This is a genomic window from Streptomyces sp. RK9, from assembly GCF_045070545.1.
GTDB lineage: Bacteria > Actinomycetota > Actinomycetes > Streptomycetales > Streptomycetaceae > Streptomyces > Streptomyces alboflavus.
Window position 1 is genome coordinate 2474436 of sequence record NZ_CP173703.1, and the last position, 12022, is coordinate 2486457.

Sequence of the window (12022 nt, forward strand, 5' to 3'; positions counted from 1 at the left end):
CTCACGCCCCCGGGGGAGCCCCCGCACGCCCCCCGGGAAGCGGGGCCCGCAGCTCCGGCCGGGCCCCCACCCGTGACACCGCCCGCGCCCCCGCCCTGCACCCCTCACTCACGGCGTCCCGCAGCCCCGCCCCCGCCATCCGCGACGCGACGTACGCCCCGGTGAACGCGTCGCCCGCGCCCGTGGAGTCCCGGGCGTCCGCCCGCACCGCAGGGACGCGGACCCGCACCTGCCCGTCCCGCGCGGCCAGCGCGCCGTCCCCGCCCAGCTTCACGACCACCTCGGGGAACCGGCGGCTCAGCTCGGCGGCCGCGGTGGCGGGCCCGGTCGGCCCAGCAGCGTCAGCCGGGCCCGTCGCGTCGGCGATCCCCGTCGTCCCGGGTGGTCCCGCCAGGAGCAGCGCCTCGTCGCGGCTCGGCAGCAGGACGTCCACCCCGGCCGCGTCGGCCAGGAAGCGGTCCACGCCGTGCCGGACGAGGAACCCCGCGGACGCCGGGTCCAGGCTCACCGTCACCCCACGCGCGCGTGCCGACACCAACGCCGCCCGCGCCGCCGCGCGGCTGGACTCGGCGAAGAACAGGTAGCCGGACAGGTGGAGCCAGGTCACGCCGTCGAGCAGGGCGGGCGTCCAGTCGGCGGGGGACAGGCGCAGGCACGCGCCGCTGTCCGTGAGGAAGGTCCGCTCGGCCGCCGCACCTGCCGCGTCGACCAGGCAGATCACCGTGCCTGTGGGCGCCTCGGGGTCGACGGCGACATGGGGACGTACCGAGGCGCGGCGCAGCGTCTCCTCGTGCCACGCGGCGGCGTCGGCACCCGCCCGGCCGAGGAAACGCACGTCGCGGCACCCCCAGTGCGCCGCCCAGCAGGCGACGTTGGCGCCCGCGCCGCCCGGCACGGTGCGGATCGCCGCGACGGTGTCGGTGCCGGGCGCGAGGGGCGCCCGGTGGCGGGCGACGATGTCCGTGACGACGTCACCCACGACCAGGAGGGCGCCGGTTCCGTTCGGGGAGGGCGCCGGGGGACGGTCCGGTCCGGGGGCCGTCGCGCCGGGGTCCGGTGGCTCGCCCGGTGACCCGACGCCCGCGTCCGGCGGTTCGCCCGAAGCCGTCACGCCCGCGTCCACGCCGACGCGATCCGCCCCGCGAGGCGTACGTTCCCGCGTACCGCCGCGAGGTTGGCCTCCAGGGAGGCTCCTTCGGTGTGCCGCATCAAGTGGTCGAGGAGGAACGGGGTGACCGCCTGGCCCCGCACGCCTCGCGCGGCGCACTCCCGCAGCGCCTCGTCGAGCACGCGCGCGTGGAGGGCGGGTTCGAGCTGTTCGGCCTCCGGTACGGGATGGGCCACGACGAGCGCCGACTCCGGTGCGGCCAGCGCGTCCTGGGCGCGCATGACCGCGGCGACCTCGTCCGGTGTCCGCAGCGTCCAGTCCACGTCGTGCCCGGAGTCGGTGAGGTAGAAACCGGGGAAGCGGGACGTGCCGTAGCCCGCCACCGCCACGCCCAGGGTCTCCAGGCGCTGGAGGGTCGCGGCCACGTCCAGGATCGACTTCACGCCCGCGCACACGACCGTGATCCGGGTCCGCGCGAGCAGCCCCAGGTCGGCCGACTCGTCCTGGGTGAGGGTCCACTCCCGGTGCACCCCGCCGAGCCCGCCCGTGGCGAACACGCGCAGTCCCGCGCGGGCGGCGAGCAGGGCCGTCGCGGACACCGTCGTCGCCCCGCTCGCGCCCGCCGCGACGGCGAGCGGCAGGTCCCGGTGGCCCAGCTTGCGGATGCCGTCCTCCCCGGCGACCCGCTCCAACTGGTCCTTGTCCAGGCCGATGTGGGGGCGCCCGTCGAGCACGGCGATGGTGGCGGGCACGGCGCCCTCGTCGCGTACGGCCTGTTCCAGTTCGTGGGCGACGCGCAGATTGCGGGGGCGGGGCAGCCCGTGCGCGATGATCGTGGACTCCAGGGCCACGACGGGGCGCCGTCGCGTGAGAGCCGCCTGTACCTCGTCGGACACCACCAACACGGTCAGCCTCCTGCCAGTCGGGTCTTCCTTCATCCCTGGCGGGCGGCGCCCCGCGGCAAACCCATTAAGGTGACCGGCCATGACCACGAATGATCAGAACGCGCCCTCTTTTGCCGTGCACATTCCGGATGTCGAGCTGGAGGAGGAGCCGCTCGACCCCCAGCAGATCGTCTCCGGGGACCCCGTCGTCACCGGCAAGGTCCTCTGGGAGTCCGCCGACGGCAAGCAGCTGCGCGGCATCTGGCAGATCACCCCGGGCGTGGTGACCGACACCGAGGCCAACGAGCTGTTCGTGGTCGTCAGCGGCCGCGCCACCATCGAGGTGGAGGGCGGCGACGTCCTGGAGGTCGGCCCCGGCGACGCGGCCGTGCTGCGCGAGGGCGACCGTACGACGTGGACCGTGCACGAGACGCTGCGCAAGGCGTACCACATCACCCTCGGCGGCTGAACGCCCGCGGAGGTCAGTCCTCCGGTACGGCGGCGGCCTCGGCGTCCCTGCGGCCGGGGCCGCGTGTGAACAGGGCGAACGCCGCGAGCGGCAGCAGCAGGAGCGCCGCGATCAGGTTGAGCCAGCCGTAGCTCGCCCGCGCGACCACCAGGCCCGCCACCGCGCCGCCGACGCCCGCCGCCGTGTTCATGGTCAGGTCCGAGAGGCCCTGGGCGGCGGCCCGCGCGGCCTGCGGCACCGAGTCGGTGAGCAGCGCGGACCCCGCCACGAGCCCCGCCGACCAGCCGAGGCCGAGCACGAACAGGCCTGCCGCCGTCTGCCCGTGGTTGCTCCCCGCCGTGCCCGCGAGCAGCGCCGCACAGCCGAGGAGCCCCACGGAGAGGGCGATGACGGCGAGCCGTCCGATCCGGTCCGCGAGCCGTCCCATCACCGGCGAGAACGCGTACATGCCCGCGATGTGTCCGCTGATGACCAGGCCGATCAGATCGATGCTCGCCCCGTGGTGGCCGAGGTCGACCGGGGTCATCGACATGATCGACACCATGGCGGTGTGCGCGATGGCGACCGTCACGAGCGCGAGCCGCGCCTGCGGGGAGGCGGCCACGGCGGCGAACCCGGCCCGCAGCGACCGGCCCGCCGCCGTCTGGTCCCCGCCGGGTTCCAGCGCACGGGCGGTGAGCAGCGGATCGGGACGCAGCAGCAGCGCCACCACGACCGCCGAGATCAGGAAGATCCCGGCCGCCCAGACGAAGGGCCCCGCCTCCTTCGGGATGCCGAGCCCGGAGACGCTGCGGCCCGCGGGCGCCGCGATGTTGGGCCCGAGGACCGCGCCGATCGTCGTGGCCCACACGACGTTGGAGATGGCGCGCGCCCTGGCCCCCGGCTCGGCCAGGTCGGCCGCCGCGAACCGCGCCTGGAGGTTGGCCGACGACGCCGCGCCGAACCCGGCCATGCCCACCAGGAGCAGCGGGAAGTTCCCGACGGCCGCGGCCACGACGACCACTCCCGCGCCCAACGCGCCGATCAGGTACGCCAGTACGAGGCCGGGGCGGCGGCCCCGCGCGGTCATCAGCGCCGCGAGCGGCACCGAGAGCAGCGCGGTCCCGGCGACGGTCGCGGTGGGTGCGAGCCCGGACAGCGACTCCGTGCCGCTGACCTCCTTGGCGAGCACGGCGGCCAGCGCGATCCCGGTGGCCACGCCGAGCCCGCCGAGGATCTGGCTCGCGACCAGGACCGCCGTGATCCGCCGTCGCACCGCGGGCAGTTCCTCGACGGCGACGGGTGCGGCGGTCGTGCCCCCGGTCGTGCTCATCGGGGACATCGCGGGCCACGGGGACACCTGGCGGGCGCGGAGGAGGGCGACAAGGAGGGCGAGGGCGAGGCAGATATGAGCACGTCGGAAGTGTGTCAGGACCGGTGGTGTTCATGTACATGCAGTACGGGAGGAAACCGAGTCAGCGGGCCACCCAGGTACCCGGAACACTGAGTCTGCGGGGCGCGCCGGAACACCGGGTCCAGGGCTGTCCAGGAACACCGAGTCCGGGGTCCCTCAGAACAGCGGCTCCGGAAGCACCCCCTCCAGCGCGAGCAACCGCCGCTTCGTCTCCAGGCCGCCGCCGAACCCGCCGATGCCGCCGTCGCTCTCCACCACCCGGTGGCAGGGCACCACGACCGGCAGCGGATTGGCGCCCATCGCCATGCCCACGGCCTGGGCCGCGCCGGGCTGGCCGACGCGGCGGGCCAGGTCTCCGTACCCCACGACCGTCCCGAACGGCACGCCCGCCGCCAGCTCGCGCAGCACCTGGCGGTTGAAGCCGGAGATCAGCGACCAGTCCAGCGGCAGCTCGAAGTCGCGCCGCTGTCCGGCGAAGTACGCCCGCAGCTGGCGTATGGGCTCGGCGAGCAGGGGTGAGTCGGGATCCTCGACCGGCTCGGCGCCAAGGCGGGAGCCGAGGCGCTCCAGGGCCTTGTCGCGCACGTCGTCCGTGGCGTGGAAGACGACCGTGACCAGGCCCGCGTCGGTCGCCGCAAGCAGCAGCGGACCGATGTCGCTCCCGACGACGGCCCATACGGCGCCGGACCGCGCGCCCGGCTCCCGACGCTCGTCCCGGTCCTGCTCGTTGTGCCCCATGGCGTTCATGGAGACCACGGTACGTCCGGGCACTGACAACGCCGCGGGACAAGTCGTCCCGCGGCGCCCGGCAGGCGAGAGGTCCGCCGTCGGCCGTGCGGCCGGCCGTGGTGTCGGTCGATGCCGCTCGAAGCCGCTCGAAGCCGCTCGATGCCGCTCGACGTCAGTCGTTGATCGCCCTGCGCACCACATCGGGCTTGTTGGTGATGATGCCGTTCACGCCGAAGCCCGCGACCCGCCGCGCGGCGGCGGCCTCGTCCACGGTCCACGTGAAGATCTCCAGGCGCTTGCCGTGCGCGCCCTTGAGGCGGTGGATCGCGGAGACGTAGCCGGCGGAGATGGACGTGTGCGTCGAGTTGATCTGGTCCGCGAACTTCGCGTACGCCGGGAGGTCGGCGGTCGCGGGCGTACCCAGGAAGCCGGTCTTGATGTCGGGCCGCTGGGCGTGCACCTTCTTGATGCTGTCCGCGCTGAAGCTCTGGACGACCAGCTTGTTCTTCACGTGGTCGCGGTCGAGCCAGCCGGTCTTGCGCAGCACCCGCAGGGTGTCCCGCTCGATGCCGGGGTACAGCTCGGGCTTCTTGATCTCCAGGACGAGGCTCTGGTGGTTGCGCGAGACGCGGTTCATGTACTGCGTGAGCGTCGGCACGCGCGCGCCCTTGTACTTCTCCCCGAACCAGCTGCCCGCGTCCAGCTTGGCGATCTCCGCCGCGGTGAAGTCCTTCACCTTCCACGGGGCGCGGTGGGGGAAGACCTCCTCGACGTTCGTCGTCCGCTTCAGGTTGTCGTCGTGCACGATCACGAGCACGCCGTCCTTGGTGCGCTGGACGTCGTTCTCGACCCAGCGGAAGCCCATGCGGGCGGCCTTGTCGATCGCGGCGAGCGTGTTCTCCGGGACGTAGGCGGAGGCTCCGCGGTGGGCCACGACTGTGGGGTTCTTGTGCGCGGCGGAGGCTGCGGCGACGGCGGTGTCGGCGGGTGCCTGGGCGCCGGCGGTGGAGGGGAGGACGAGTGCTCCTGTTCCCAGGAGAGCGGCGGTCGTGGCGGCTGCGGCGCGTGCGTGCACGGGTTCTCCTCGCGTCATGAGCTCACGGTTCGGTTGAGAATGACAGTGCACGGCCAACTACAGACAGGTACAGGATGACCACACGTTGAACACCGGCCTCCCAAGTGGGGACCCCAGGCGTGGAACCCGTGCTTCTTTGCCGGAAAATCGGTCGTGCGTTCACGGCTGAGCCCTACTCTCACCTCAGCCGACGGCCCGTCACCTGGCCGTCGGTCAGAGCAGACGGGGCGATCCGGGACATCCAGGTACGACAGGCGGAAGGGCTACCGCTCATGGAGGGCACGGTCGACGGCTTCAGCTACGGATTCGTCACGCCGGTGGTCGCCTATCTGATGGCCTGCTTGGGCGGCGCGCTCGGCCTGCGCTGCACCACGCGGTCGCTCCTGGTCGCGCACTCCTGGCGGCCCGGCTGGCTCGCGCTCGGCTCGGCCGCCATCGGGTCCGGCATCTGGACCATGCACTTCATCGCGATGATGGGCTTCAGCGTCGAGGGGACGCCGATCCACTACGACCGGGCGACGACCTTCGCGAGCCTCGCCGTCGCCATCGTCATGGTCGGCGTCGGGATCTTCATCGTCGGCTACCGCGGCGCCAGCGGAGCGGCGCTCTTCACCGGAGGCACCATCACGGGGCTCGGGATCGCCTCGATGCACTACCTGGGGATGGCCGGCATGCGCCTCGGCGGCAGGCTCCAGTACAACACCCTGACCGTCGCCGCCTCCGTGGTGATCGCCGTCGTCGCCGCCATCGCGGCGCTGTGGGCCGCGGGCCAGATCAGGGGCTTCCTGTGGAGCCTCGGCGCCAGCCTCGTCATGGGCCTCGCCGTCAGCGGCATGCACTACACGGGGATGGCCGCGGTCACCGTCCACCTGCACAGCCGCTCCACCGCCCCGCCCGGCGACTCGTCCCCCGAGATCCTCGCCCCCCTCATGGTCGGCCCGCTCGCCTTCCTGCTGCTCGCCGGCGTCATCGTGATGTTCGACCCGCTGATGATGCTGGGCAAGGCCGACCTGAAGGCCGCGGCGGCCCGCCCGCGCAGCGCCTCCTACCCCGTGCCCCGCTCCGGCGACCGCCAGCTCGGGCACGTCAGCCGCCGGCCGGCGGCGCGCCCCGGCCGCAGGATCCGGCGCAGGACGGGGGCGCGGACACCGCAGAAGTGGTGAGCGCGGGGGCGTTGTCAGTGGGTGGTCGTACGGTGGGTTCCATGCGGCCCGTATCGAAGATCGAACGCACGGTGGCACCTTTCGAGGTCGTCAGCCCGTACCAGCCCAGTGGCGACCAGCCCACGGCCATCGCCGACCTGGAGAAGCGCATCCGCGCGGGCGAGAAGGACGTCGTCCTGCTCGGCGCCACCGGCACCGGCAAGTCGGCCACCACCGCGTGGATGATCGAGAAGCTCCAGCGCCCCACACTCGTGATGGCGCCGAACAAGACGCTGGCCGCCCAGCTGGCCAACGAGTTCCGCGAGCTCCTGCCGAACAACGCCGTCGAGTACTTCGTCTCGTACTACGACTACTACCAGCCCGAGGCGTACGTCCCCCAGTCGGACACGTACATCGAGAAGGACTCCTCGATCAACGAGGAGGTCGAGCGCCTGCGCCACTCCGCGACGAACTCCCTGCTCACCCGCCGCGACGTCATCGTGGTCGCCTCCGTCTCCTGCATCTACGGCCTCGGCACCCCGCAGGAGTACGTGGACCGGATGGTCCCGCTCAAGGTCGGCGACGAGATCGACCGCGACCAGCTCCTGCGCCGCTTCGTCGACATCCAGTACACCCGTAACGACCTCGCCTTCACCCGCGGCACCTTCCGGGTCCGCGGCGACACCATCGAGATCTTCCCGGTGTACGAGGAACTGGCCGTGCGCATCGAGATGTTCGGCGACGAGATCGAGGCCCTCTCCACGCTGCACCCACTGACCGGCGAGGTCATCAGCGACGACGACCACCTCTACGTCTTCCCGGCGTCCCACTACGTGGCGGGTCCCGAGCGCATGGAGAAGGCGATCAACGGCATCGAGAAGGAGCTCGCCGAGCGCCTCGCGGAGCTGGAGAAGCAGGGCAAGATGCTGGAGGCCCAGCGGCTGCGCATGCGCACGACGTACGACCTGGAGATGCTCCGCCAGATCGGCTCCTGCTCCGGCGTCGAGAACTACTCGATGCACTTCGACGACCGCGGCCCCGGCACCCCGCCGCACACGCTCCTCGACTACTTCCCGGACGACTTCCTGCTCGTCCTCGACGAGTCGCACGTCACGGTCCCGCAGATCGGCGCGATGTACGAGGGCGACGCCTCCCGCAAGCGCACCCTCGTGGACCACGGCTTCCGGCTGCCGTCCGCGCTCGACAACCGCCCGCTGAAGTGGGAGGAGTTCCAGCAGCGCATCGGCCAGACCGTCTATCTGTCGGCGACCCCGGGGGCATACGAACTCTCCCGCTCCGACGGCGCGGTCGAGCAGATCATCCGCCCCACCGGCCTCGTCGACCCCGAAGTCGTCGTCAAGCCCACCGAGGGCCAGATCGACGACCTGGTGCACGAGATCCGCAAGCGCACCGAGAAGGACGAGCGCGTCCTGGTCACCACGCTCACCAAGAAGATGGCCGAGGACCTCACGGACTACTTCCTGGAACTGGGCATCCAGGTCCGCTACCTGCACAGCGACGTCGACACCCTGCGCCGCGTCGAGCTCCTGCGCGAGCTGCGCGCCGGTGAGTACGACGTCCTGGTCGGCATCAACCTCCTCCGGGAGGGCCTGGACCTGCCCGAGGTCTCCCTCGTGGCGATCCTCGACGCCGACAAGGAGGGCTTCCTGCGCTCCGGCACCTCCCTGATCCAGACGATCGGCCGCGCGGCGCGCAACGTCTCGGGCCAGGTCCACATGTACGCCGACAAGATCACCCCGGCGATGGAGAAGGCCATCGAGGAGACCAACCGCCGCCGGGAGAAGCAGATCGCGTACAACAAGGAGAAGGGCATCGACCCGCAGCCCCTCCGCAAGAAGATCAACGACATCGTCTCGGCCATCGCGCGCGAAGAGGTCGACACGGAGCAACTCCTCGGCACCGACTACCGCAAGTCGAAGGACGGCAAGAACGCCAAGGCCCCGGTGCCGTCGCTCGGCACGGCGGGCGGCGCGGCCGCCGCCAAGGGCGCGAAGGCGGGGACGGCGGGGAAGGCCGCCAAGGGCAAGGCCGCGCAGACGGTGCCCACGGACCGGCCCGCCGCCGAACTGGCCGAGCAGATCGAGGAGATGACCGCGCGGATGCGCGCCGCCGCCGCGGACCTGCAGTTCGAGATCGCGGCACGCCTGCGCGACGAGGTGTCGGAGATGAAGAAGGAGCTCCGGCAGATGAAGGAGGCAGGCCAGGCGTAGCGCAGTGTTGCAACACCGACACAAAGTGCCCGGCAGGGTGCGGCGCGGTGGACAGGGCTGCATAGGGTGATGGGCAATCGCCCGCAACGGGCGGTTGCCCAGGGCAGTTCGAGAAGGGGACAGCGCGTGACGGTCAACATGACCAAGGGCCAGGCCATCAGCCTGCAGAAGGACGACGGGGGCGCTCTGACGTCGGTGCGCATGGGACTGGGCTGGCAGGCGGCCCCGCGACGCGGCCTGTTCGGCACGCGCACGCGTGAGATCGACCTCGACGCGTCGGCCGTCCTGTTCGCCGACAAGCAGCCCGTCGACGTGGTGTTCTTCCGGCACCTCGTCAGCGACGACGGCTCCGTGCGGCACACCGGCGACAACCTGGTCGGCGGCGTCGGCCAGGGCGGCGACGACGAGGCCATCCTCGTCGACCTGCAGCGCGTCCCGGTCCACATCGACCAGATCGTCTTCACGGTGAACTCCTTCACCGGCCAGACCTTCCAGGAAGTGCAGAACGCCTTCTGCCGCCTGGTCGACGAGACCAACGGCCAGGAACTGGCCCGCTACACCCTCGACGGCGGCGGCCAGTACACCGCCCAGATCATGGCCAAGGTCAACCGCGCGGGCTCCGGCTGGCAGATGACCGCCCTCGGCAACCCCGCCAACGGCCGCACCTTCCAGGATCTGATGCCGTCGATCCTGCCGCACCTCTGAGCACCACCGCCCAGACGGCAGTCCGCACACAGGCCCGGTGAGGGGGCCTACACCAAGGGGGAACGAACGCGATGACCGCCGAGCTGGTCAGGGGGCAGAACCATCCGGTTCCCGGCACCCGCCTCGAGATCCGGGTGTCGGCCGGGAAGCCGATCGTCGCCGGTGCGACCCTCTGCGACGACCGGCGCAAGGTGCGCGGCACCTCCTGGGTCGCCCACCCCGGCGCCCCCACCCTGCCCGGACTCGAAGTGTCCCGGCAGGCGGCCGCCGACCACCGCCTCGCCGTCGACCTGGGCGCGCTGCCGGACGGCGCGCACCAGGTCAACGTGCTGCTCGCGCTGCCCGTCGGCGTCGCGGGCCCGGTCACCTTCGGCACCGTCGCCGCGCCCTTCGTGGCCGTCACCGGACTCGACGGCACCGAGATCGCCAGCTACACGATCACGGACCTGTCCGCCGAGTCCGCCGTCGTCGCCCTGGAGCTGTATCGCAAGCAGGACGTCTGGAAGGTCCGCGCGGTCGGCCAGGGCTACGCCGGCGGACTCGCCGACATGCTCGCCGACCAGGGCCTGCCCGAGGCCCAGGAGCTAGCGACCGCCATCAACGACGCGGTGGCGCGCGGCCTCGCCCGCTCGGTGGCCGCGCCCCCGCCCCGCCCCGCGGACGAGACCCGCGTGCGCGCCGCCGCCCAGGGCCACACGAGCCCCGGTCGACAGCCCTCGGCACCCGAGCCGGGCCCCGACACCGCCCCCCAGGCCGTCACCCCCGCGCCCGCCGACGGCGGCCGGCCCCCGGAGCCCGTCACCCCTGCGGCCGGCGACGCCACCCCGCCCGCGCAGCCCGGCGACGGCGGCCCCGTGAACTACACCCACCCGCGCCGCCGCCAGACCAGCGCGCCCCCACCGCCTCCGCCCACCGCGCCGCCCGCCGCCCCCGGTCGGCCCGCCCGCCCCGTCGCGGGCGACGCCACCGGCTGGTCCCTGGAGGAGCGGCTGTACAACCAGGTGTGGGGCATGTTCGAGGACCTGGCCCGGTCCGCGTCGGCGTACCGCAGCGCGGTGGACTTCGCCGACTCCCGCATGGAGCAGGAGCTGGACAAGGTCCTCTCCGACCCGCGCAGCCGCATCGGCGGCACCGGCGACGCCGCGCGCGAGGCCGCCCGCGCCCGCCACGGCGACCTCGTCGACCAGGCCCGGGCCGCCCTCGACCGGGACCTCGCCCAGCTCGCCGCCGAGGCGGAGGTCGTCGAGCCCGCCCTGCCCCCGGCGTTCGCCGACTGGTCGAGCCCGGTCTGGCAGGGGTACCGCGCGCCCATGGAGATCCCCATGGCCCTGCGCCTCGGCGGCCTCCATCTGCCCGAGCGCCCGGACCTGCGCATCCCCATGCTCGTCCGGCTGCCTCTGGAGCGCGGCCTGTGGATCGACAGCGGCCGCTCCGGCACGGACTCCCTCGCGGACGCCGACCAGCTGCGCCGCCTCGCCCTGGACAGCGCCGTCGCGCACGCCGCGCGGCTGCTCGCCTCGTATCCGCCCGGCGCGTTCACCGTGCACGTCATCGACGCCGCGGGCAGCGGCATGAGCGCGTTCGCCCCGCTGGTGAGCGCCGGGGTCCTGGACGAGCCGCCCGCGACCGGCGCCGCGGCCGCCGCCGCCGTGCTCACGCGGCTCACCCAGCGCGTGGACCTCGTCCAGATGGCGGTCCGCGGCGGCATGGCCGACGCGCTGCCGCAGGACCTGGACACCGGCGAGCACCTCCTGATCGTCAACGACTTCCCGCACGGCTTCGACGACCGCGCCGTGACCCGGCTGCGCTACCTCGCGGACGAGGGCCCCGCCGTCGGCGTGCACCTGATGCTGGTCGCCGACCGCGAGGACGCCTCGGAGTACGGCCCGCTCCTCGACCCGCTGTGGCGGGCCCTGCTGCGCCTCACCCCGGTCCCTGAGGACCACCTCGCGGACCCGTGGGTGGGCCACGCGTGGACGTACGAACCCTCGCTCGCCCCGCCCGGCAGCCAGGTCCTCAGCCACGTCCTCGACCGCGTGGGCGCGGCCCGCCGCACCGGGAGCCGCTGAGCCACCGCCGCGCGTCACCAAGTCGACAAATGCCCCACCGGTCCCTCCCGTACCGGCGCCGCCAAGTCGACCTAGAGACTGACGGGTGCCCGCGCACCCCTCTGAGCTGGCCATTTGGCGCTCGTTTGCCGGTCCCTTTACCTAACCTTGGTCTTTCGCGTACTCTTCTCAGTGCGGAGGGGAGTACTCCCAGACGAGACGTACCCGTCAATACGGA

General features: G+C 72.8%; 10 protein-coding genes. 5 read left to right on the forward strand and 5 right to left on the reverse strand.

The window, feature by feature from the left end; translation table 11 throughout:
* Position 1: 1 nt before the first annotated feature.
* Together AB6L24_RS09935 and AB6L24_RS09940 are read right to left on the reverse strand one after the other, a co-directional pair.
* Positions 2 to 1111, reverse strand: a complete 1110-nt coding sequence (locus AB6L24_RS09935; RefSeq protein ID WP_405654295.1) for a carbohydrate kinase family protein — start codon at positions 1109 to 1111, stop codon at positions 2 to 4.
* The gene (locus tag AB6L24_RS09940) at positions 1108 to 2046 is read right to left on the reverse strand and encodes a pseudouridine-5'-phosphate glycosidase (protein WP_405654297.1); all 939 of its coding nucleotides are present in this window, start codon (positions 2044 to 2046) and stop codon (positions 1108 to 1110) included. Before AB6L24_RS09940 ends, AB6L24_RS09935 begins: the two co-directional genes overlap by 4 nt.
* A 46-nt stretch (positions 2047 to 2092) precedes the next feature.
* On the opposite strand from AB6L24_RS09940, the gene AB6L24_RS09945 reads away from it, so the two are divergent.
* On the forward strand, positions 2093 to 2461 hold the full coding sequence (locus tag AB6L24_RS09945; RefSeq protein WP_405654299.1) for a cupin domain-containing protein: 369 nt from the start codon (positions 2093 to 2095) through the stop codon (positions 2459 to 2461).
* Positions 2462 to 2474: 13 nt separating this feature from the next.
* Here the strand turns inward: AB6L24_RS09945 and AB6L24_RS09950 are convergent, their stop codons facing one another.
* From AB6L24_RS09950 to AB6L24_RS09960, 3 genes are all read right to left on the reverse strand, one after another.
* Complete coding sequence (locus AB6L24_RS09950; RefSeq protein ID WP_405654301.1) at positions 2475 to 3773, reverse strand: MFS transporter; 1299 nt, start codon at positions 3771 to 3773, stop codon at positions 2475 to 2477.
* 237 nt (positions 3774 to 4010) lie between these two features.
* Positions 4011 to 4592 carry a methylated-DNA--[protein]-cysteine S-methyltransferase gene (locus tag AB6L24_RS09955; protein ID WP_405657114.1) on the reverse strand — a complete coding sequence of 194 codons (582 nt, stop codon included), beginning with the start codon at positions 4590 to 4592 and terminating at the stop codon, positions 4011 to 4013.
* 163 nt (positions 4593 to 4755) lie between these two features.
* Positions 4756 to 5658 carry a glycerophosphodiester phosphodiesterase gene (locus AB6L24_RS09960; RefSeq protein ID WP_405654303.1) on the reverse strand — a complete coding sequence of 301 codons (903 nt, stop codon included), beginning with the start codon at positions 5656 to 5658 and terminating at the stop codon, positions 4756 to 4758.
* A gap of 272 nt (positions 5659 to 5930) precedes the next feature.
* On the opposite strand from AB6L24_RS09960, the gene AB6L24_RS09965 reads away from it, so the two are divergent.
* The 4 genes from AB6L24_RS09965 to AB6L24_RS09980 all read left to right on the forward strand — a co-directional run bounded on the left by AB6L24_RS09965 (position 5931) and on the right by AB6L24_RS09980 (position 11805).
* On the forward strand, positions 5931 to 6821 hold the full coding sequence (locus AB6L24_RS09965; protein WP_405654305.1) for an MHYT domain-containing protein: 891 nt from the start codon (positions 5931 to 5933) through the stop codon (positions 6819 to 6821).
* A 41-nt stretch (positions 6822 to 6862) separates the two neighbouring features.
* On the forward strand, positions 6863 to 9031 hold the full coding sequence (gene uvrB, locus AB6L24_RS09970) for an excinuclease ABC subunit UvrB (RefSeq protein WP_030358779.1): 2169 nt from the start codon (positions 6863 to 6865) through the stop codon (positions 9029 to 9031).
* A 126-nt stretch (positions 9032 to 9157) separates the two neighbouring features.
* Complete coding sequence (locus AB6L24_RS09975) at positions 9158 to 9736, forward strand: TerD family protein (protein WP_030358780.1); 579 nt, start codon at positions 9158 to 9160, stop codon at positions 9734 to 9736.
* 71 nt (positions 9737 to 9807) lie between these two features.
* Entirely contained in the window at positions 9808 to 11805 is a 1998-nt protein-coding gene (locus AB6L24_RS09980; RefSeq protein WP_405654308.1) for a TerD family protein, read from the forward strand.
* Positions 11806 to 12022: the final 217 nt, after the last annotated feature.